Origin of the sequence: Collimonas sp. (assembly GCF_044339385.1) — a bacterium.
Lineage (GTDB): Bacteria > Pseudomonadota > Gammaproteobacteria > Burkholderiales > Burkholderiaceae_D > Collimonas.
The window spans coordinates 1-20,960 of sequence record NZ_JBIIVN010000010.1 but is presented as its reverse complement, the minus strand read 5'-3'; the positions used below and the strand labels follow the sequence as shown (position 1 = coordinate 20,960).

Here is a 20,960-nt window from a genome sequence, read left to right as displayed (position 1 = left end):
CAGTTGTATTGCCGGCCGCTATGAATCATAAACAACGAACAACGCGCAATGAATAAAGGCAGCCTCGGCTGCCTTTATTTTTGTTGCTCCAACATGGCGCCAGAACGGTCAGGTAAATGCTGCCAGCGATCCTTTCATTTTCTTCAGGGCAACCGCTTCGATTTGGCGGATGCGCTCGGCGGAGACGCCGAACTCATCGGCCAGTTCGTGTAAGGTGGCGCCGGAGCCGTCATCGTTGGCCAGCCAGCGTGCCTCGACGATACGGCGCGAGCGGTCATCCAGCTTGCTCAGCGCCGACTCCAGACCTTCCGACTGCATGCGGTCGTATTGCTGCGCTTCCAGCACCTTGGTTGGTTCCTGCAGTTCCGACGACAGGTAGGCAATCGGTGCGAACTTGTCGTCATCGTCGTCGGTCGGGGCATCCAGAGCGATGTCGCGGCCGGTCAGGCGGGTTTCCATCTCGACGACTTCTTCGCGCTTGACGTTGAGCGTCTTCGCTAGCGCCTCCACCTGGGTTGGCGTCATCGCGTCCAGACCTTCCTTGTGGCTGCGAAGATTGAAGAACAGCTTACGCTGCGCCTTGGTGGTGGCCACTTTCACCAGACGCCAGTTCTTCAGGATGTATTCGTGCATCTCTGCCTTGATCCAGTGCATCGCGTATGACACCAGTCGGACACCCTGGTCCGGATCGAAGCGCTTGACTGCTTTCATCAGGCCGATATTGCCTTCCTGGATCAGGTCGGCATGCGGCAAGCCGTAGCCCAGATACCCGCGCGCGATGGATACCACCAGGCGCAGATGCGAGAGCACCAGTTTCTGGGCGGCGCCGAGATCGTTTTTGTCGCGTAGTTGTTTTGCGAGGGAAATTTCTTCATCGTGTGTCAACATCGGCAACCGGTTGACGGCCGAGATATAGGCGTCGATGTTGCCGAGCGTGCCGGAAAAGCCGAGCGCCAAGGCATGTGATTCGGTTGGCATTAAAGCGGTGCTGACTGACGGATTTTTCATTCTTTCTCCTTGCTGTCCGGCTCCTTGCTGCAGCCGGTAGATCAACGATCAGACATTTGATCTGGATTATATTAGCACTCCCTATTATAGAGTGCTAATAGAAATTCTTAAGTATGAAATATAGGTTTTTACTATTGGTAGTATTTTTTTGATTGTTTATAGCTGGGCTGTTAGCCGAGCAAATCCGGCGAAAGTTGCGCTCTGTGGAGAGGAAATTTCGTTCATTCGCAGCGACAACTGGCTATCTCGTGCAACTCAGGTCGGTTGTTAGTGCAAGCAGTGTGTCGTAGGGCGCGCGGCTGAGAAAGCTGCGGATTTGCGGCAGATGTGCGCTGTCTGCAATACTAATATAGAGCCGGTTCGGCGCTTTGCGCAGGATACGATTCAGGGTAACGCGCAGAGTCAGGTTGCCGATGCAGCAAAAACAGCCGGGGGCGATGCGTTTGATGTCGAGGCCGGGTGGCATGGCGGACTCAAACTTGCCGTCCGACAAGCCTTCCAGGATAAGTGCTGTCGTTTGCAGGAACCCTTGGGCGGCAATGTCGGCCTCGATCGCAGCGCGGATAGTTGCTTCACGGATGTTGCTTTGCGCGCCACTAATCAGCGTGGTCAGTGTCATCCGCCCTTCTTGGACAACTTGCCAGGATCGACGCCCAGCTGTTTTAGTTTGCGGTACAGGTGAGTTCGTTCCAACCCGGTTTTCTCCGCCACGCGTGTCATGCTGCCGCTTTCTCGGATCAGGTGGTACTCGAAATAGACGCGCTCGAACGCATCTCGGGCTTCGCGCAGCGGTAGTCCGAACGACGAAGAGAACAGATTCTCGGATGTCGCAGCGACCGACGGCGCAGTGGTCAGGTGGGTCGGCTCGGATAGGGCCGGGCCGCCGCTATACATGCCGGCCGTCGCGACGACTTCATTCAAGTCATTGGCGGTCGCGACCGGTTGCGGATACAGCGTCGCCATCCGGCCGCCTTTAGGCCCCTGTGCCAAGCCTTGTTGAACTGCTTTCAATAATTTTTGCAGTGCAATCGGTTTTTCCAGAAAATTCAAAGCCCCAATACGCGTTGCTTCCACTGCCGTATCGATGGTGGCGTGGCCTGACATCATGATGACAGGCATGGTCAGCAGTCCATCGCGTTGCCATTCCTTGAGCAACGTTACGCCATCGGTGTCTGGCATCCAGATATCGAGCAGCACCAGATCGGGGACGCCGCCCTGACGAAATTCGCGAGCTTGTTGCGCATTTTCGGCAGCGGTTACGACGTGTCCTTCATCACCTAAAATTTCCGAGAGCAATTCCCGAATTCCCATTTCGTCATCAACGACTAGGATGTTAGCCATGCGGTAGCCTTCCCATTTCCTGTTGCCTTAAATCCCACTATGTAAACTGTTCGGATAGTCTTGTTATCTTATTTGCAGTAGCCTCGATGAACCTGTCGCAGGCTGCCTTATCAACGTTCGCGCAATGTTTGTTGGTTTTTTGCCGCGGGCTGAATATATGCTATCTCAGTCGCCTCCCAATGTGCAGCTGTTATGAGTCAAAACCAAATTAAATAATTGACGAGCCCTGATTCGAGGCTAACTTTAACAGCAAAATCAGGATTTTTGCGCCCTTTGTGTCGCCTCGATTCTGCAGATCGATGCGGCCGCCGTGTTCGTCGATAATTTTTTTCACCATCGGTAGCCCCAGACCAGTACCGCGCGGTTTCGATGTGATGTACGGTTCGAACGCTCGCGCCAGAATTTTCGGCGCGAATCCAGAGCCGTTATCGGTAATTGACAGACGTACCGCGGTGCGCGACAGGCCATCAGAACTTTGGAAGCTGACACGCTCGGTGACGACGTCGATGCGAGGCGGGGTCGGATCGTCGCTGCGGTCCATCACGGCGTCTTGGGCATTTTGCAAAAGATTGTGAATGACCTGGCGCAGTTGAGTGGCATCGCCCATGATTTGCGGCAAATCCTGCGCCAGCGATGCATGGATCATGTCGCGCTCGTCACCGGCCAGATAGAGATGCAGAATTTCCGCCACCAGCACGTTCAAATCAAGTTCAGCCAGCACGGCCGGAGGGGTCTTGGCGTAGTCGCGGAAATCGTCGACCATGCGTTTCATGGCGGCTACCTGATTGACGATGGTGCCGGTGCTTTTCTTCAGGATGGCTGCGTCCTGAGGCATCAGCTTGTCTTCCAGCTTCATCTGCAGGCGTTCGGCGGATAACTGTATCGGCGTTAACGGATTCTTGATCTCGTGAGCCAGGCGGCGCGCTACTTCGCCCCAGGCGATTGAGCGCTGGCCGGAGATGACGTTGGAAATATCGTCGAACACCACCACATAGCCGGCGCGATTTTCTACCGGCAGACGCGATCCGCGCGCCAGTAGCGTGATGTCGTCGGCATCGCTGCTGGCGCCGCTATCGACCCGTCGTGGAATTTCTATCTGCTGTTGCCAGTGCAGCAGTTCGGGGCCAATTTTACCTGTCGCGAACTGTGCATTCTGTTCCGAGAACGCATTGGTGATGACTTCAGCGAAATGCCCCAGGCCGTCAATGATGTTGAGCGGCTGTCCTATATGTGGTGAAAAATCGTATTGCAGTATGCGTGCTACCGACTGGTTGCTGGTGACTAGCCGGAAGTCGCCGTCCAGCACCATCACGCCAGCGGACATGTTGGCCAGCACAGATTCCAGATAGGCCTTGGCGTTTTCCAGTTCATTGCGGTTTTTTTCAACCGAGGCGCGCGCTTCGTACAATTGCCGCGTCATCAGATTGAAGGATTGGGTCAGCGTGCCCAATTCGTCCGAGGTGGCGACGATCGGTCGCGGCGACAGATTGCCTTCGGCAACGGCCTTGGTGCCTTCTGCCAGCAGCAGCAGTGGTTTGGCGAGATCGGTGGCGATCAGAAAAGCGCTGGCGATTGCGCCGAACACCGCTAGCAGCAGCGTCAGCGTCAGCGTCACCAGATAAATTTTGCGCAACCCGGAGCGTCCAAGCGAGCGTTCCTGATATTCGCTGTAGGCCGATCCAAGCGCATCGGCGTTGGTGGCGAGGTAGGTCGGAACCGGCTGGATCATTTGCAGGAAATGCGTCTCGTTTTGTAGCGACGAGATTTTTAATGGTGCAGGTATCTCTACCACCACGTGCAGCCGCAGATCGTTGACTTGAGTAGCCGACGATTGCGCGGCGCGACGCGGGGTCGGACTATCGAGATCGCTTTCGATGGCGGCAAAGCCGCGCGGCAGACGTGCCTGCTGCAGCATGCTGGTGGTCGGCAGGGTAGGAATCAGCGTGCCCAGATGGCCGCCGACGGAGGCGATAACCTGGCCGTTGGCGGTGACGATCGAGGCTTCCAGATTTTGGTCGCTGAGCCGCCCGAGCTGGGTTGCCTGCGCCGAGTTGGACAGCTCGGACCATTCAGAGGCCAGGGTGCGAGCCCTCGAGGTCAGATCGCTAAGAGAGGAGTCGAGCGCAGCATGGCTGAGATTGAGGCCGGATTGTAGTGCCGCTTCAACGTGCACATCGAACCAGGATTCGATCGAACGCGATACAAATTGCACCGATACCAGATAGATGATCACTCCGGGGAGGATGCCGATCAACGCAAACATCAGCACCAGCTTGGCCATCAGGCGCGAACCGAATTTGCCGCGTTTGTAGCGGCTATACAGACGCCCAAGCAGCAGGCAGACCAGGCCCAGCAGCAGCACCGCCATCAGCGCGTTCAAGCCCAGCAGCCATGAATAGTGCTTGTCGAAAAAATCCGAATTGGCGGTGGCGGAGGCAAGGACGAACAGCAGGATGTTAACGACAGCACCGCCAACTACCAACAGATACCGGAGCGCGCGCGACACGGTTATTCAGCCTTGTAGTTGAAGCGTTTCCAGTCGGAAGAAAAGCGCCAGTCGCTGTTATTGAGGGCGTTGACCTGGAACGGCTTTGACAGTAAGCCGAGATCGAGCCCCATGCGCACCGCGACTTGATATACCTCGCCGCTATTGAGCATGCTCTTGTCGGCAATCAGCCAGCGATTGGGGCGGCGAATCAGCGCCAGCGCATCGTCGAGCGTGTTGAAGCTCTGTTGCAGGCTGCCGTTGATGGCAACGTTATAGCGCCGCGTCACGACGTTGTATTGCAGGCGGATGGTTTGTGTGGCGGTGATTGTCTTTTCGTCAAACCAGTACCAGCGCGGCCGCGTCAGTTCAACCTCGGTGGTGAAGTACAGCGACACGCCGCGGTTGATGACTTCTTCCAGGCCGCGGTTGAGATCGAACGCAAAAGTTGCCGACATGCGGTAGCCATCGTCGCCTGCTTCGATATGGGCCTGACTCAATTCAACGCCGTCCGATGCCAAGCTCGACGAATGGCCAAAAGCTAATGCCAGCATCAGGGCCAGCAGCCAGTATTTGATGAGTTGAGGCGATGGTTGTGTCACTGGTTTCAGGTAAGGTAAAAGTTATTTGTGAAACAAGGTCTTAGCACTTCTGGAGCAGTGCGTAGAACAAGCCATCGTGGTCGTGCCCGGTGTCGGCCGTAGGCAGCAACTGCCCTGGCGCCGGTAATCGACGCGCATTCGGATTGCGGGCGGCAAAGGTTGCAGCTTGATTTTCCGATTCCTGCGGCCAGACGGAACATGTTACCAGTAACAATTTACCATCCGGGCGCACCATCTGCCAAAGGTTGTCCAGAATCTTTGCCGATAGTGTTGCTAGTTGCTCGGTATCGGTTTTACGGCGTAACCAGCGAATGTCTGGATGACGGCGTACGATGCCGGAAGCGGTGCACGGCACGTCGGCCAGGATGCGGTCGAACTGCTCGCCGTTCCACCAACCGCCGCCGGCGCTGCCTGTGCTGGCGTCTCCTTGCAGCAGTTTGGCCTGCAATTGCAAGCGCTGCAGGTTTTGGGTGATGCGCTGCAAACGTTTCGGATTATTGTCCAATGCGGTCAGGTCGACATTGGCGATTTCCAGGATGTGCCCGGTCTTGCCGCCGGGAGCGGCGCAGGCGTCCAGCACGCGCATGCCGTCATGCAAGTCCAGCAATGGCGCCGCCAGTTGCGCACCGGCATCTTGCACCGATGACAAGCCATCTTCGAACCCGGGGATCTGCGCTACCGGTAGTGAGTTATCGAGGCGAATTGCATCGACGCCGATCTGCCTGGCGGCGATGTCATGTCGGGCCAAGGTTTGCAGATAATCGGCAACACTGGTTTTGCGGCGGTTGACGCGCAAGGTCAGCGGCGGCGCTGCATTTCCTGCCGTCAGGATGGTTTGCCATTGCTGCGGATAAGCCGCCTTCAAGCGATCGATCCACCATACCGGATAATTCCACATGCCAAGCGGTGTCTTGACGGCGCTGGCCAACAATGCTTCGCGTTCACGCAGGAAGCGGCGCAGCACGGCATTGACCATGCCCTTAGCATGCGCCATCTGCGGATCGGAATCGACCGCGGTCACGGCTTGGTTGACCACCGTAAAGTTTTCGTAGGCCGGATCGTCGACATCGGCCAGCAGGCACAGCGCGACGCACAGCAGGCAATGCAACAGAGTTGGTTCCGGCGGGCGGCTGGCGAGGTTGTTCAATAACGTTTCGGCGCGGCCGACGCCGCGCATGGTGCGATAGGCAATATCCTGTATCGCGCCACGCGTCGGCGCTGGCGCCGCCGCGTGGGCAAATATCTGGGTCAGCGCCTGCGGCAGTGCCGCACCGTCACGCACCAGGGCGACGGCTTGGGCGGCGCCCAGCAGGCTAAAGGCGAGAGAGTCTTTTTTTAGGGTTGAATAAGTCACAAGCGGTTCTGGTAGATGATGCGTAAGCAGCTTTGGTAAGATTTCCGGTCAATTCCTGGTCGTCGCCAGTTTGATGCCCAGTGCGATAAAGGCAACCCCCACAGTACGTTCCAGCCATTGTTTGATGTGGGGGTTGCTGCTGGCATGCCGGGTCAGGGCACCTGCCAGCATTGCGGTGCCGCTGTTCCAGCATAGCGACATGGTAGCAAACACCGCACCCAGCAACAAAAAAGCCAAGATCTTGTGTGGCGAGTCATGATTCACGAATTGCGGGAAAAATGACAGGAAGAAAAGAATCACTTTTGGATTTAGCACGTTGGTGATCAAGGCTTGCACAAAAATTGTCTTGTGTGGCCTCAGGTCGAGTGTCTGGCCATGGTCGGCGGATGATGATTGCTTGCTGAATAACATTCTGATGCCAAGGTAGACCAGATAGGCGCCGCCAGCCAGCTTTACTGCCATGAACGCGGTGGCCGAAGCGGCCAGCAGCGCGGTCAGGCCGAAAGCCGACAAGGTTGCGTGGATACAGCAACCGACGGTAATCCCAAGCGCCGACATCAGGCCGGCGCGCGGCCCCTGGGCGACGCTGCGGCCGACGATATACGCGGTATCAGGGCCTGGGGTGGCGTTTAATAGCAGCACGGCCATCAAAAACAGGCCAAAATTGGTGATGCCGAACGATGTCATGGCGGCTGAGCTCGACAGGTTGGTCAGAATGCTGAGATTGTAACGGGATAGGGCGTGAGCGTGACCGGAAAAACCTCGGCTATGCGCAATATCTCCGGCTTTTGATCGCACTTATTGTCAAAACCGCCGCGCATGCGAGAATTTGCTGTGAGGTAAATCTTGCAGTTGGCCTTGAACAGGCCGGGCCATGTGTACGGCAGCATGTCCGGCGCTGGCGCTCGCGGTGCTTTCAAGACTTGGCTTGACACTGACCTGGCAGCAAGCCTTAGCAACAAGCCCTAGCAACTGACCCTGGCATTAACCGGCCCCAGCGTGCATGATGTTTGCAACCAGCGTCGCAGATCGGAAAATACCCGTTCCGAGCCAATTTCATTGAACAGTTCGTGGTACATGCCTTCGTAACTGTAAAAGGCACCGATGCCGGGCTGCAGGGCTTCAAAAAAGCGTTGGCTGCCGTGCGTATCGACCAGGCGGTCGTCGCCGGCCACCAGCAACAGGGTCGGGATCGCCAGCGTCGGCGCATGTGCGAGTGAAAATTCCCCGGCTTTGAGTATGCTGTTGAGCAGGCGCGCGCTGATTTTGTCGTGCACCAGTGGGTCGTTGCGGTATGCGGCAGCGACTGCCGGGTCGTGCGAAAGGTTATTCGGTGACAGGCCGTTCGGCACAGCCAGGCCCGGGCCAGCAGGGACATCAGCTTGAGCATGCCACGTTGAAGCAGGCTCAACCTTAACGCCAAGCCGGGCGAAGACAGGATCAAACCGCGCAGCGGCGACATCTGCGCCGTGGCAAAGTGTGCCGCGTACAGGCCGCCCATGCTGTGGCCAAACAACAATGGAGCTGGCGACGCTAACTCTGGATACGCCAGGGCTTGCTGGCGCACCAGATCATCTAGCACCAGCTTGGCGTCGCGCAATAAGGCGCCGCTGTCCGGCAGGCCGCCGCGCTTACCGCCGGAACGGCCGTGGCCGCGGTGATCGTAGCCGCGTACCACCAAGCCCGCAGCGATTGAAAAAACGCACCACATGGGCATAGCGCCCCGCGTGTTCTCCCAGCCCGTGCATCAGCAAGATACTACCCGCGACTGGCGTGCCGTCAGGCGGCGGCCAGTCGCTGACAAACAAAGAGATGCCGTCGTCTGTCGTAAGCTGCTGCTCACGAGCAGAGGCCATGATCAGACGCCCCAGAGTACGTCGTCGTTATGCTTTTGCGCTTCGCGCAGCATTTCCAGTAGCGGGTGAATGCGGCTGGCGAAATTAACTGTCTGTACCGGCTCGTGGCCGCTGTCGTCGCCGGCTTCGTTGTGGTGGGCAGCGATGTCGCGCTGGACGCTGTCGGAGGCTGGGTGGGCCCGGCTTTCCGATGTCTCGGCTTCCAGCCTGGCGATCGCATCTGCACCTTCGGCCGCGGTGATGACGCCGATCTTGACGTCTTTATTGAGCAGGTCGAGGATACGCTTGGCGTCGTGTTCGAACATGATTACTTCGGCCGACGCTTTGGATTTGAAAGTAACTAACATAAAACCTCAAGATATTGTTTTGATAAAAAGACAGTGTACAGAATACTTCTTTGTTGCGTTGTTTGCCACTGCTGTCACTGCTGGTTACAGTGCAGGGGTAAACGGGGTTACTGGCGTTGGCTGCGTGTGGTCGCAACGACAACGCGGATCCGCGACTAATTCTGCTTGAAGGAAGTGATGAAAGTGTCGGCATTCTCGCGCGAAACCGTTTTTTCCGGCCCCATCACTATGACCTGGTAGATTTTGTCGCCCCGGTTGACAAAATGTCCGTACAGGATTTCCGCCCTGCCGTCGCGGGTGCGGCCAACCGCTTCGACATCGACGCTGCCCGATAATCGCTGCGCACTGGCGGCGGCGCTGGCTTTCTCCGCTTTGACGGTGCCCTTGATATTTTTTACCAGTGCGGCTTTCATCGCCGTTAACGCGGCTTGCGCCTTGGCGGCATCCGGCAGGGTGGCGCTGCCGACCGCAAATACCGTGTCGTCAACCTTGGCGGCGGTCATGCTCATTGTCACCCGGATGCCGTCGAGATCGATCTGCCGTGCAAATGTTGACGGTTTGGCCGGCAGCAGCACACTGTAGGAGGCGTCTGCACTGCGCACTTCGCGCCAATTGAATTGGGGGGAGCAGGCGCCAAGCAACAACGCAGCGCACAGTAACAGGGGGCTCACAGGAGGGAGCGATGCTGGTTTCACGAGATAGCGCAGCGGGCTGCAAAAATGGAAACAGTTGCTATGGTATCTGATGCTGGAAAGTACGCACACCGAAAACGATGCCGATGCACAGCAAAGCGATCCCGGCCATCACCTGCATCCCGGGAGCGGCACCGCGGAAAATGAACGCATACAGCAACGCCGACAGGGTTTCGAATACGATCAGTTGCGCCAGCAGCGCGGTCGGCAAATGCTGGCTGGCCTTGTTCCAGAGCAGGATGCCGATCCATGATGCGCACAGCCCGATGACCAGCATCAGCCCGACGAATTGCAGCGGCCGCGGACCAAACGGAAATGCATAGCTGCCACCTGCCAGTTTCAGATAGGCGCCGTAGCCGAACAGGCCGAGCAGCGCTAGCGGCAAGGTGGCCAGGCCTTGCGCGGTAGCCCAGGTTGACGGACTGATATGCGGATTGGCGCGCAGGTAGCGCGCATTAACGATCGGATACCAAGTCCACGCGGCCACGCCGCCGAGCGCGAGCAGGCAGCCCAATACATAGTCGAACATGCTGCGGGTGTGGCCCGCTTCGCTGGCGGCGGCGCGCATGTGCGCCAGTTCGGCGGCGTTGACGCACAGGATGCCGATCAGGATGATGATCAGCGACGGTGCCAGCCGGCGCCAGGCTACGCTCTCCGCAGCGTGCCCCGGCGACCAGTTGGAAAATACCGAAATCACCACCGGCAAGGTGCCGATCAGCATGGTTGGTAGTGGCGCATCGGCCAGCTGGATCGCCGTCGCCAGCGCGGCGCAGTAAAGCAGGTTGCCGATCAGCGACAGCTTCAGGGCGGCGCGCCAGTCGCTCTTGGTCAGCACGGTGACGCGTTTGCGGTCAAGCAGGGCCGGTACCAGCGCGATCAGGCCGAAAGCGACGTAACGCCCGAACGACAGCATGATGCCGGGGTAGTCTGGCAGCATCAGCGGCGCAATAAACACCAGCCCCCACATCAGGCCGGCCCCGAGCGCGCATAGCAGTCCGCTCAGCATGGCGCCAAGCTTGTCATGGATAGATGAAACGCGAGATGGCGTGGCGCATGATTTAGTATGTTTCGGTATGGGCTGGTGTAGGCTGGTATGGATCGGTCCGGCCGGATCAGGCCAGGCGTGCCAGATGGCGGCGCACCGATAACACTGCGCCGATCAGGCCGAGGCCGGCGCTGAGCGCCAGCAGCGCCAGAGTTGTGATCCAGTTCAGCGGCAGCAGGCGGAATTCCGACGCATACAGGCGGGCGAATTCGGCAATCGCCTGGTTCAGCGGCTGCATGCCGAGCGCTACCGCGCCCAGCGCCAGGCCGCCGGCGCACAGGCCGAGCAGCGCGCCGGTGTAATAGAACGGCCGATGGATGAAGGCATCGGTGGCACCAACCAGTTTGGCGACGGCAATTTCTTCGCGCTGCGTCAACACCTGCAGGCGTACGGTATTGAACACCACGGCTACCACCACGACCGCCAGCGTCGCCGCCAGAAACAGCAATACCAGCCGCAGGATCGCCAGCAAGGCGGCCAGACGCTTGACCCATTCCGAGTCCACCTGCACGGTATCGACGCCCGGTAGTGCTTTGAGCTCGGCGGCTATGAGGTCGATGCGGCCGGCATCGGGGGCATCGTGAAAGCCGCTCAGCTTCAGCACGTAGGCGTCTGGCAGCGGGTTCTGGCCCAATGTGGTCAACGCATCGTCCATGCCGGTCTTGTTCTTCAGGCTGATCAGTGCGTCTTCGCGCGGCATGAACAAAACCTTGGCGGCGCTGTGATGTTTGTGCAGCACGGCATCAATCGGCCTGGCCAGTGCCGTGGCCTTGTCGCGTGCGGTATCAAGCGCCATGAAGATGCTGATCTCCGGCTCCACCGCGAGTTGCTCGGAGATCGGGCGGACGTTTTCCATCAGCGTCAGGCCGCCAAACGGCAGCGCCAGCGCAATCGCTACTACCAGCACATTCAGCGCAAAGCCGCCGGGCGACTTCAGCAGGTGGGTGAAGGCGTCGGAGAGGGCAAACCAATGTTGTCGCAGCCAGATCTTCATGCTGCACCGCCGTTTGAGCGCATCGCCGAATTTTGCCAATGGTCGACAATCTGCCCCTGGTCGAGGAACACGACGCGGTTGGCACTGTTAAGGAATTGCTCGTCATGAGTCGAGATCAGGCAGGTCACGCCGACCGCGTGAAACGACTTGAGTGCATCCAGCAACTTGTTGGCGTTGTCGCGGTCGAGGTTGGCGGTAGGTTCATCGGCCAGAATGATTTGTGGGCGATTGACGATGGCGCGTGCAATCGAGACACGTTGCTGTTCGCCGCCCGACAGCGCCTGCGGATCGCTGGCCGCCTTGTCCAGCAGGCCAACCTTATCGAGCGCCGCTTGCGCGCGTTTTTCAGCTTCGCTGCGCGTGGCGCCGGTCACCAGCAGCGGCAGCATGACGTTGGCCAGCACCGTGCGGTCTTGCAGCAGCTTTTGTTGTTGCAGGATCAGCCCCAGATTGCGTCGCAGGTAAGGCAGGCCGGAGGATTTCAGTCGGCCGACGTTGGCGCCGCTGACAGTCAGCGTGCCGCTGCTGGGGCGCTCGATGGCGGCAATCAGATTGAGCAAAGTCGATTTGCCGGCGCCGGACGGGCCCGCCAGAAAAATCAGGTCGCCCTTGTTGACCGTCAGCGTGATATCGCGCAGCGCGATCACGTCACGCGCATATTTTTTTGATACCTGGTTGAATGCAATCATCGCGGTAGATTATTTTCCTCGGGTGTATCGGCAACGCCTGGCCCAAAAGTTGGGCCACTCTGGGTGCCTGGATCGAGATCAGGCCAGCAAAGCATCGACGAATTCAGTGGCGTCGAAAGGCTGTAAATCTTCAATCTGTTCGCCCACGCCGATGAAATATACCGGGATTACGCGGTTGGTGGCAATTGCCGCCAGCACGCCGCCCTTGGGGGTGCCGTCGAGCTTGGTGATGACCAGGCCGGTCAGGCCGAGCGCATCGTCGAAAACCTTGACTTGGGTCAGCGCGTTCTGGCCGGTGTTGCCATCGATGACCAGCAGCACTTCATGCGGCGCCGTCGCCATGCCTTTGCCGATCACACGCTTGATTTTCTTTAGCTCGTCCATCAGGTGCAATTGCGTCGGCAGACGGCCGGCAGTATCGATCATGACCACGTTGATACCGCGTGCCTGGGCCGAATGCACGGCATCAAATGCCACTGCCGCCGGATCGCCGGATTCCTGGGAGATCACGGTGACGTTGTTGCGCTCGCCCCAGATCGTCAACTGTTCGCGCGCGGCGGCGCGGAATGTGTCGCCCGCCGCCAGCAGTACCGATTGCTTGTGTGCCTGCAAGTGCTTGGCCAGCTTGCCGATGGTGGTGGTTTTGCCGGCGCCGTTGACGCCGGCGATCATCATCACCAGCGGCTGATGCTGATCCAGTACCAGCGGCTTTTGCAGCGGGCTCAATAAATCGATCAGTAAGGTGCGCAAGGCCGCCTTGACCTGGGTGGCCTCGGTCAGTTTTTCTTCCTTGACCTTCTTTTTCAGGACGTTGAGCAGGAACTGAGTGGCCTCGACGCCAGCGTCGGAGACCAGCAGTGCCGATTCCAGCTCCTCATACAAGTCGTCGTCGATCTTGGCGCCGACGAACAGCGTGGTCAGGTTGGATGAGGTCTTCGACAGCCCGCTTTTCAGGCGCGACAGCCAGGAGCGCTTTTGCTCGGCTGCGACCGGCGCGGCGACAATTTCCACGGTCGTTTCGACCGCCTCTTGCGGCGCGATGCTCGCGGTCGCAGCATGCGGCGCTGCGGGCTGCATATTGGCCGGCGGTTGAGTAGCAGCAGTTGCCTGCTGTGGCGCGCAAGGCAATGGCGCGGTCGCTGCAGGTGCAGCAGGTGCAGAAGGTGCAGCGGGCAAGGCCGCTGACGTTTCTGGCAACGCTGTCGGTTCGACTTTTGGTTTTTTCTTGAAGAAACTAAACATCTGAGGCCTGGTCTGGAAGGCGGTGAAATAGAGTGTTACGGTGGCCCGCGTCGGGCGGCCGGACAAGAGGTACAATTCCCGGCATTCTATCAGAGCGATGCGCTTCGAATTTGTGATCATCTTGCCCGCGATGCCATTATCCGGGTATCGTCTGCGGCCAGGCGTGATCGAATCTGCAAAATTTGTGCAAAGCTCCTCCATTTATAAAAGTTAATGAAAAAGCAAAGCAGTAATAAAACCGGCAATAAAGTCACGAATAAAGCCACGAATAAAGCCACGAATAAAGCCACGAATAAAGCCACGAATAAAGCCACGAATAAAGCCACGAATAAAGCCACCAATAAAACTAACGGTAAAGCGCCGTTGGCCCGGCAAGTCAGGATTATTGGCGGCGTCTGGAAGCGCACGCCGTTGGCGGTGCTGGATAGCGAAGGGCTGCGCCCGACTCCGGATCGGGTGCGCGAGACGGTGTTCAATTGGCTTGCGCACTTGCTTGATGGAAATTGGAGCGGCGTGCGCTGTCTGGATTTGTTTGCCGGCACCGGCGCGCTCGGTTTCGAAGCGGCCAGTCGCGGTGCGGCGGCAGTGTCCATGATCGAACACAATACGCCCGCAGTGCGCCAGCTGGAGGCCACCAAGGTCAAGCTGGATGCGCTTCAGGTGCAGATATTGCGCAGCGATGCAGCAACCTGGCTGAGTAAGGCGGCAGGCGATGCGGCACGTTACGACCTGATTTTTCTGGACCCGCCGTATCACCAGGGCTGGTTGGAAAAAACGCTGCCGCTATGCCGCGCTTTGCTTAGCGAGTATGGGTTTTTGTATCTGGAGTCCGAATTTGCGCTGTCGCCCGAGGAGTTGCCGGCATGGCTGGCCGGATGGGAGTTGCTGCGGGCCGATAAAGCGGGAATGGTGTTCTATCATTTATTGAGAAAGCAGCACAATTCCGCCTGATGCGAATTGTGCCGAATGTAAAATCAGGCATAATGCGCGATCTGATTGGGTGCAAGGGGAACAAGATGGTCACTGCAGTTTATCCGGGAACGTTTGATCCGCTCACGCGTGGTCATGAAGATCTGGTGCGTCGCGCATCCGGGCTGTTCGACAAGCTGGTGGTCGGAGTTGCCGACAGCAAGAACAAGAAGCCGTTTTTCTCCCTTGAAGAGCGTCTGTCGATTGCCAATGAAGTACTCGGCCATTATCCGAATGTGCAGGTGGAGAGTTTTTCCGGCTTGCTTAAGGATTTTGTGCGCCAGCATGACGCCAACGTGATTGTGCGCGGCTTGCGCGCCGTGTCAGATTTCGAATTCGAGTTCCAGATGGCTGGCATGAACCGTTATTTGCTGTCGGATGTGGAAACCTTGTTCCTGACGCCGTCTGACCAGTACCAATTCATCTCCGGCACCATCGTCCGCGAAATCGCCACACTTGGAGGCGACGTTTCCAAATTTGTTTTCCCTTCGGTCGAAAAATGGCTGAAAGAAAAGCTCGAAGCACAGAAGTCTTGAGCGGCAACGCGCCAATCGGCATAGAATAATGTGGCAAGGCGGGAGCGCCTGATCCCGCGGGATCCAGATTTAAAAGAGTAGTCCAATGGCTTTATTGATCACCGACGACTGTATTAATTGCGACGTATGCGAGCCCGAGTGCCCGAACGGTGCGATTTATATGGGACCGTCGATTTATGAGATCGACCCCAATAAATGCACCGAATGCGTGGGGCATTTCAACGAACCGCAATGCCAGCAGGTTTGCCCGGTCAGTTGCATCCCGCTAGACCCGGCCTGGCACGAATCCAAGGAACAGTTGCAGGCCAAGTATGAGCGCCTGCAAGCCGAGCTGGCAGCGGCATCGGCCGCCAAGGCGCCGTAGACACTAGAACGCCAGTTCCAGCGCGATTTCCTGGCCCACGTACAGGATTTCGCCATCACCCTCCAGCAAGATCGTATTGACGCCGAACGTAATGGCGTCATTGAGGCGCGGATTGACGCGATAGGTCATTAATATATCCAGCGGATCCGGGCCGTATTTTCCGGTGGCCTGATCGATAGACGGCACCGGGCAGCGCGAGCATGGCTTGACCAGTTGCAGGCAAGCGCTGCCGGCCTGAATGGTCGCCACGAAATCCTCCTCAAAGGCATCGACGCCATCAATCACGAGATTCGGGCGGAAACGGTTCATCGGCAACGCAGTGCGGCCTTGTGCCAACAGCTTGCGGTTGAGGTCGTCCAGTGACCCTTGCGAGATCAGCAGCATCGGATAGCCGTCCGAAAAAAGCGTCGGTACATCCCTGTCGTTGGTCCATTTCTTACTCGCCAGCCTGAGCGCGGCGGGACTGAAGCGCACCAGCCTGCAAGGCGTGCCGAGCGTCTGCGAAAACCAGGCCGCGGCCTGATCGCCGCAATCGTACGCGCTGATGGTGTCGTCCCAGATGGTAACCGCAAGCGTCGGCGTGAGCGGCGCTGGCGGAGCGGTCGGTACGGTCAGCGGCGCCATGCCCGGTGCCTGCACCAGCATTGCATCCGATTGCACGGTTGGCACAATCAACGCCATCGCGGCATGCGAGCGCTGCGACAGGAATTGTCCGGCGCTGTCGACCACCATCCATTGGCGATCATGTACCTGCTGATGCTTGAGGCCGAAGGCCGTGACGGTAGCCTCCCGCAGGTCGATGTCACGACAGGATTTGATCGGATAAAGCGTCAGGTTGCTGATGGTTGGCATCGTATTTATTCTACTGTGTGCATAAACTACTGATTGGAGTGATGCTTAAGGATAAAACACTTCACCAGTTTACGTGCGCGTCTATGTTTAGCGCAGCATGAACGACATGGCCGACAAGCTGTTCAGGATACGCACCGCATATTGCACCGACGGCGCGGCAAATTCAAGGTTGACGGCATCGATCCGTTGCAACAGCGGCAGTTGGCAGAACAGGTCGGCCAACGCCGGGCTTTGGATTTGCAGGCGGCAGCTAAGCGGCGATATGAGCGGGTTTGGCGCGCCAAACCCGGGCAAGGATTTCTATATTTTTTTATTGCTCATGTTCGCCACAGTGGGGCGCAGCCAGAGTGTGAACCGGAGTATGAGTTGAGAGACTGTTGGTTTGGCAGTTTGTCACTATAATCCGTTGGTTACTTATTGCTGCGAGCACTTTGCTTGAAAACCTCCCGCCGCCAACCGCTTTACCAACGTCTGGCCGAACAGGTGACTGCTTCGGTGCACAGCGGCGTATTGCGACCCGGTGACCGTGTCAGTTCGGTGCGGCAGGCCAGCCGGCAACATGGGCTGAGTATCACGACCGTGGTGCGCGCCTATGAGCTGCTGGAGAGTAGTGGCGTCATTGAGAGCCATCCGCAATCGGGTTATTTTGTGCGGCCACAGTTTGGCCGCGCAGAGGGGGGCGCTGCAGGTGCGGCTGCCGGCAAATGCCTCGCCGGCTGAGCCGGGGAGGTCGGCGCCGTTGCCGGTTTCGGCCGAGGTCGATGTCAGCCGCCATGTGCTGGCAACGCTCAAATCGATACATCAACATGATGCTGTACCGCTTGGTTCACCGTATCCCGATCCGGCGTTGTTCCCGGCGCAACGCATCAGTCAATATAACGGTGCCATCTTGCGCAGCGGCGGCCCGCTTGGGGTGCTGGATGATTTGCCGCCAGGCCATCCGGATTTGATCCGGCAGATTGTCCGGCGTCACCTGGAGACCAGGCTGAGCGTCGATCCAGACGATGTGGTCATCACCGTCGGCGCCACCGAAGCCATCAATTTGTGTCTGCAAGCCGTAGCCAAAGCTGGCGATACGATTGCAGTCGAATCGCCGACCTTTTATGCGATGCTGCATGCAATTGAGCGGCTCGGCATGCGCGCTATCGAAATACCGACCGATCCGCGTCTGGGGATGGATATTGAGGCATTGGCAGCCATCATGCAGACGCAGCCGATTGCCGCCTGCATGGTGATGCCGAATTTTCAGAATCCGCTGGGCTTTGAAATGCCCGACGCAAACAAGCGCCAACTGGTTGCGCTGGGTGCGCGCTATCAGATGCCGATCATCGAGAACGGTGTCTACAACGAGCTGTATTTTGGTGCCAGCCATCCGAGCGTGCTGAAGGCCTATGATACGCGCGGCATGGTGCTGTATTGCTCGTCTTTTTCCAAGAGCCTGACCTCGGCTTACCGTATCGGCTGGACTTTGCCAGGACGTTATCGCGAGCAAGTAGAAAAGCTGAAATTCCTCAATACCCTGAGTACCTCGACGCTGCCGCAGCGGGCGATTGCTGCCTACCTGACTGCCGGCGGCTACGATCGTCATCTGCGCCGGGTACGCCGCACCCTGCTGCAGCGTTGCGACATCATGAGCGCTTTTATCGGCCGTTTTTTCCTCCCGGCACACGCATCACGCGCCCCGCCGGAGGGTATGTGTTATGGATAGAGTTGCCGGCGCGGATCGATTCGATGGCGCTTTACCGACAGGCGCTGGCGGCAGGTATTACGATTGCGCCGGGGCGGCTATTTTCTACTTCAGATGCGTATCGCAGCTTTATTCGTATGAATTACAGCTACAGCTGGACGCCGGAGATCGAACAGGCGATACGCCGCCTCGCTGAGATGCTGGCGGCGATGTGAGACAACTGAATTGGTGACGGCTGCCGATTAAGCATTGTCCATGGCGCTTGCACGGCTTTCGTCCAAGGCATCGAAAATCGCCGTTCCGAGCGGGGTCAAGACGGCCCGGCCGGTGCCATCGTCGTTGCTGGTAACGCTGATAATGTCAGCTTCTTCCAGCGCGCTTAGATGACGCCGCAAGGTACTCATGCGCAGCGCAACCCGCTTGCTGAGTTTGGCCAGCGACAAGCCGGGTTGGTTGCTGCTGGCGCGCGTTTCGGTAGTTTCGTCATGCAGTGCGGCGAGAATCGCCAGCACTGCATCATCGATTTCTTGCTCCGCGTTCATTGCTGACTCAGGCCGCCAGCGGCGCTGAGCGGCGCAGCAATACCGGGATCGATTTCGAGGTCGGCGTGCGTGCCTTGTCGGCAAAGCTGTTGAGCGGCACCAGCGGGTTGGTTTCCGGATAGTAGCTGCTGATGCAGCCGCGCGGGATATCGAATTCAACCAGCAGGAAACGGTCGGCACGGCGTTCTATGCCATCCTCCCAGACCCCGATCAGGTCGACCCAATCTCCGGGCGCAAAGCCCAGCATCTGGATATCCTGCAGATTGGCAAACACCACGCGGCGCTGGCCGAACACACCGCGATAACGGTCGTCCATGCCGTAGGTGGTGGTGTTGTATTGATCGTGTGAACGGGTTGTCATCAACGTCATCAACTCGGGACCATACTTGCGGCGGGCGCGGTGGATCGGCGTATCTTTCGGGATCTGCAAGACTTTGAACTGGGCGCGGCCGGTGGCGGTTTTCCAGATGCGGTTACGCGACGCGACGCCAAGGTGGAAGCCGCCGGGTTGCTGGATACGGGCGTTGTAGCCTTGGAAGGCGTCGTAGACTTTGGCGATCTCATCGCGGATCAGCGCGTAGTTCTTCACAAATCCCAACCAATCGATGCGGCTATGCGGCAGCGTTGCATGCGCCAGGCGTGCGACGATATCGATCTCCGATAAACAGGTCTTGGCGACCGGCTTGTTGATGCCATACGAGACGTGCACCATGCTCATCGAATCCTCCACCGTCACGCCTTGCGGGCCGCTCTCTTGCATGTCGATTTCGGTACGGCCGATGGTTGGCAGGATCAACGCATCTTTGCCGTGAATCAGGTGGCTACGGTTGAGTTTGGTGGTGATATGGGCGGTCAGCGCACAGGATTGCAATGCCTGCCAGGTGCGCACGGTGTCGGGCGAGGCCATTGCAAAATTGCCGCCAAGGCCGATGAATACCTTGACCTGTCCCTGTAGCATCGCTTCGATGGTGCCGACGACATCGAGCCCATGCTCGCGCGGTGGCTTGAAGCCGTAGACTTGTTCAATCCGGTCAAGGAAGGCAGCGGTCGGTCTTTCATCAATGCCGACAGTGCGATCGCCTTGCACGTTGGAGTGGCCGCGCACCGGGCACAGGCCAGCGCCGGGGCGGCCGATATTGCCGCGCAAGAGCATCAGGTTGGATACCATCTGGATCGTGTCAACCCCATGCTTGTGTTGGGTCAGGCCCATGCCCCAGGTGGCGATGACGTTCTTGCCGCGCACATAGACTTGCGTCAGGCGCTCGATATCGTCGCGGCCGACGCCCGATTCTGTGACGATGTCATCCCAGCTTTCAGCGCGGATATCGGCGGCAAACTCATCGAAATAGGCGGTATGCTGGGCGATGAACGCGACATCGATGATGCGCTCGGTGCCATCCTGCAACGCCAGATCATCCAACTCCAGGACCCGTTTGATGACCCCTTTTACCAGCGCCAGATCGCCACTCAGCGTGGGATGAATGAACATGCTGCTGATCGTTGTCCCGGCGCGCGAGAGCATGTCGGATGTATGCTGCGGGCTGGAAAAGCGTTCCAGGCCGCGCTCGCGCAGCGGATTAATGGAGACGATGGTGGCTCCGCGTTTGGCGCATTCACGCAACTCGCCCATCATGCGCGGATGATTGGTCGCTGGATTCTGGCCAAAGATCAGCAACGTGTCGGCCAGATCGAAATCGTCCAGGGCGACCGTACCCTTGCCGACGCCGACCGTCTCCGGCAAGCCGATGCTGGTCGGCTCGTGGCACATGTTGGAGCAATCGGGAAAGTTGTTGGTGCCGTATTCGCGCACGAACAACTGATAGAGAAATGCCGCTTCATTGCTGGTGCGGCCGGAAGTATAGAAAGAGGCCTGATTTGGATCGTCGAGTGTGTTGAGGTGCGTAGCCATCAGCGAGAATGCATCCGGCCAGGAGATCGGCTGGTATTTGTCGGTCTCGGCGTCATATACCATCGGCTCGGTCAGGCGCCCGTGCTCTTCAAGCTCGTAATCGGATTGTTGCAGCAGCGTGCTGACAGTATGTTGCGCAAAGAATGCCGGTGTAACGCGTTTCGAGGTCGCCTCAGCGGCCACTGCCTTGACGCTGTTTTCGCAGAACTCGAAAGTCGATGCATGATCGCGATCCGGCCAGGCACAGCCGGGGCAGTCGAAGCCGTCCGGCTGGTTTTGCGCCAGCAGCGTGCGTACACCGCCGCCCGGCACTTTTTCCTTCAGTAGATGTGTTGGCGCTAATTGAATCTTGACCCAGCCTGCTGATTGAAATGTGACCCAGGGCTGGTCGCTGCGTTTTGAGTTAGCAGCTGTGGATAAGTCTATCAAACAGTTGGTGTTGAAGC

General features: G+C 58.2%; 21 protein-coding genes and 3 pseudogenes. 4 read left to right on the top strand and 20 right to left on the bottom strand.

All coding sequences use genetic code 11. The annotated features are described in order from the left end of the window. Positions 1 to 108: 108 nt before the first annotated feature. The 16 genes and pseudogenes from rpoH to ACIQ0R_RS01475 form a co-directional block, all read right to left on the bottom strand. The gene (gene rpoH / locus ACIQ0R_RS01550) at positions 109 to 1,008 is read right to left on the bottom strand and encodes an RNA polymerase sigma factor RpoH (protein ID WP_395822999.1); all 900 of its coding nucleotides are present in this window, start codon (positions 1,006 to 1,008) and stop codon (positions 109 to 111) included. A gap of 241 nt (positions 1,009 to 1,249) precedes the next feature. Next, on the bottom strand, positions 1,250 to 1,627 hold the full coding sequence (locus tag ACIQ0R_RS01545) for a GTPase (protein WP_395822997.1): 378 nt from the start codon (positions 1,625 to 1,627) through the stop codon (positions 1,250 to 1,252). Continuing rightward, entirely contained in the window at positions 1,624 to 2,349 is a 726-nt protein-coding gene (locus tag ACIQ0R_RS01540) for a response regulator (RefSeq protein WP_395822995.1), read from the bottom strand. The genes ACIQ0R_RS01545 and ACIQ0R_RS01540 overlap by 4 nt, the downstream gene beginning before the upstream one ends. A 208-nt stretch (positions 2,350 to 2,557) precedes the next feature. Beyond that, positions 2,558 to 4,855, bottom strand: coding sequence for a sensor histidine kinase (locus ACIQ0R_RS01535; RefSeq protein WP_395822993.1), 2,298 nt, complete (start codon positions 4,853 to 4,855; stop codon positions 2,558 to 2,560). Between the two features lie 2 nt (positions 4,856 to 4,857). After that, a complete protein-coding gene (locus ACIQ0R_RS01530) occupies positions 4,858 to 5,436 on the bottom strand; it encodes a DUF4390 domain-containing protein (RefSeq protein WP_395822991.1) in 579 nt (192 codons plus the stop codon). Between the two features lie 40 nt (positions 5,437 to 5,476). Next, the gene (gene rsmB / locus ACIQ0R_RS01525; protein WP_395822989.1) at positions 5,477 to 6,790 is read right to left on the bottom strand and encodes a 16S rRNA (cytosine(967)-C(5))-methyltransferase RsmB; all 1,314 of its coding nucleotides are present in this window, start codon (positions 6,788 to 6,790) and stop codon (positions 5,477 to 5,479) included. 48 nt (positions 6,791 to 6,838) lie between these two features. Next, positions 6,839 to 7,477, bottom strand: coding sequence for a LysE family translocator (locus ACIQ0R_RS01520; RefSeq protein WP_395822987.1), 639 nt, complete (start codon positions 7,475 to 7,477; stop codon positions 6,839 to 6,841). Positions 7,478 to 7,755: 278 nt separating this feature from the next. Then, positions 7,756 to 8,142, bottom strand: a complete 387-nt coding sequence (locus tag ACIQ0R_RS01515; protein ID WP_395823025.1) for a serine aminopeptidase domain-containing protein — start codon at positions 8,140 to 8,142, stop codon at positions 7,756 to 7,758. Between the two features lie 2 nt (positions 8,143 to 8,144). After that, positions 8,145 to 8,501, bottom strand: a pseudogene (locus ACIQ0R_RS01510) (alpha/beta fold hydrolase); the annotation flags it as partial. Positions 8,502 to 8,648: 147 nt separating this feature from the next. Then, on the bottom strand, positions 8,649 to 8,993 hold the full coding sequence (locus tag ACIQ0R_RS01505; protein ID WP_395822985.1) for a DUF1840 domain-containing protein: 345 nt from the start codon (positions 8,991 to 8,993) through the stop codon (positions 8,649 to 8,651). 155 nt (positions 8,994 to 9,148) lie between these two features. Continuing rightward, positions 9,149 to 9,664 (bottom strand): hypothetical protein, encoded by a 516-nt coding sequence (locus ACIQ0R_RS01500; RefSeq protein WP_395822983.1) that lies wholly within the window; start codon positions 9,662 to 9,664, stop codon positions 9,149 to 9,151. Between the two features lie 61 nt (positions 9,665 to 9,725). Continuing rightward, positions 9,726 to 10,691: a DMT family transporter gene (locus tag ACIQ0R_RS01495; RefSeq protein WP_395822981.1), complete on the bottom strand. Its 966-nt coding sequence runs from the start codon at positions 10,689 to 10,691 to the stop codon at positions 9,726 to 9,728. Positions 10,692 to 10,797: 106 nt separating this feature from the next. Continuing rightward, positions 10,798 to 11,724: a permease-like cell division protein FtsX gene (gene ftsX, locus ACIQ0R_RS01490; protein WP_395822979.1), complete on the bottom strand. Its 927-nt coding sequence runs from the start codon at positions 11,722 to 11,724 to the stop codon at positions 10,798 to 10,800. Next, positions 11,721 to 12,413 carry a cell division ATP-binding protein FtsE gene (locus ACIQ0R_RS01485; RefSeq protein WP_395822977.1) on the bottom strand — a complete coding sequence of 231 codons (693 nt, stop codon included), beginning with the start codon at positions 12,411 to 12,413 and terminating at the stop codon, positions 11,721 to 11,723. The genes ftsX and ACIQ0R_RS01485 overlap by 4 nt, the downstream gene beginning before the upstream one ends. 78 nt (positions 12,414 to 12,491) lie before the next feature. After that, positions 12,492 to 13,655: a signal recognition particle-docking protein FtsY gene (ftsY, locus tag ACIQ0R_RS01480; protein ID WP_395823021.1), complete on the bottom strand. Its 1,164-nt coding sequence runs from the start codon at positions 13,653 to 13,655 to the stop codon at positions 12,492 to 12,494. Positions 13,656 to 13,865: 210 nt separating this feature from the next. Continuing rightward, positions 13,866 to 14,030 carry a hypothetical protein gene (locus tag ACIQ0R_RS01475; protein ID WP_395822975.1) on the bottom strand — a complete coding sequence of 55 codons (165 nt, stop codon included), beginning with the start codon at positions 14,028 to 14,030 and terminating at the stop codon, positions 13,866 to 13,868. On the opposite strand from ACIQ0R_RS01475, the gene rsmD reads away from it, so the two are divergent. From rsmD to ACIQ0R_RS01460, 3 genes are all read left to right on the top strand, one after another. Next, on the top strand, positions 14,019 to 14,606 hold the full coding sequence (gene rsmD, locus ACIQ0R_RS01470) for a 16S rRNA (guanine(966)-N(2))-methyltransferase RsmD (RefSeq protein ID WP_395822973.1): 588 nt from the start codon (positions 14,019 to 14,021) through the stop codon (positions 14,604 to 14,606). The genes ACIQ0R_RS01475 and rsmD overlap by 12 nt on opposite strands. Before the next feature lie 65 nt (positions 14,607 to 14,671). Then, the gene (gene coaD / locus ACIQ0R_RS01465) at positions 14,672 to 15,160 is read left to right on the top strand and encodes a pantetheine-phosphate adenylyltransferase (RefSeq protein ID WP_395822971.1); all 489 of its coding nucleotides are present in this window, start codon (positions 14,672 to 14,674) and stop codon (positions 15,158 to 15,160) included. A gap of 85 nt (positions 15,161 to 15,245) precedes the next feature. After that, positions 15,246 to 15,524 carry a YfhL family 4Fe-4S dicluster ferredoxin gene (locus tag ACIQ0R_RS01460; RefSeq protein ID WP_395822969.1) on the top strand — a complete coding sequence of 93 codons (279 nt, stop codon included), beginning with the start codon at positions 15,246 to 15,248 and terminating at the stop codon, positions 15,522 to 15,524. Positions 15,525 to 15,527: 3 nt separating this feature from the next. Here ACIQ0R_RS01460 and ACIQ0R_RS01455 read toward each other — a convergent pair whose 3' ends face one another. Next, positions 15,528 to 16,376: an MOSC domain-containing protein gene (locus ACIQ0R_RS01455; RefSeq protein WP_395822967.1), complete on the bottom strand. Its 849-nt coding sequence runs from the start codon at positions 16,374 to 16,376 to the stop codon at positions 15,528 to 15,530. Positions 16,377 to 16,463: 87 nt separating this feature from the next. Then, positions 16,464 to 16,634, bottom strand: a pseudogene (locus ACIQ0R_RS01450) (aminopeptidase); the annotation flags it as partial. A gap of 177 nt (positions 16,635 to 16,811) precedes the next feature. Here ACIQ0R_RS01450 and ACIQ0R_RS01445 point away from each other — a divergent pair. After that, positions 16,812 to 18,278 (top strand): annotated as a pseudogene (locus ACIQ0R_RS01445) (PLP-dependent aminotransferase family protein). Positions 18,279 to 18,305: 27 nt separating this feature from the next. Here ACIQ0R_RS01445 and ACIQ0R_RS01440 read toward each other — a convergent pair. Together ACIQ0R_RS01440 and ACIQ0R_RS01435 are read right to left on the bottom strand one after the other, a co-directional pair. Next, a complete protein-coding gene (locus ACIQ0R_RS01440; protein ID WP_395822965.1) occupies positions 18,306 to 18,605 on the bottom strand; it encodes a helix-turn-helix domain-containing protein in 300 nt (99 codons plus the stop codon). A 7-nt stretch (positions 18,606 to 18,612) separates the two neighbouring features. Next, the gene (locus ACIQ0R_RS01435) at positions 18,613 to 20,940 is read right to left on the bottom strand and encodes an FdhF/YdeP family oxidoreductase (RefSeq protein ID WP_395823019.1); all 2,328 of its coding nucleotides are present in this window, start codon (positions 20,938 to 20,940) and stop codon (positions 18,613 to 18,615) included. Between the last annotated feature and the right edge of the window lie 20 nt (positions 20,941 to 20,960).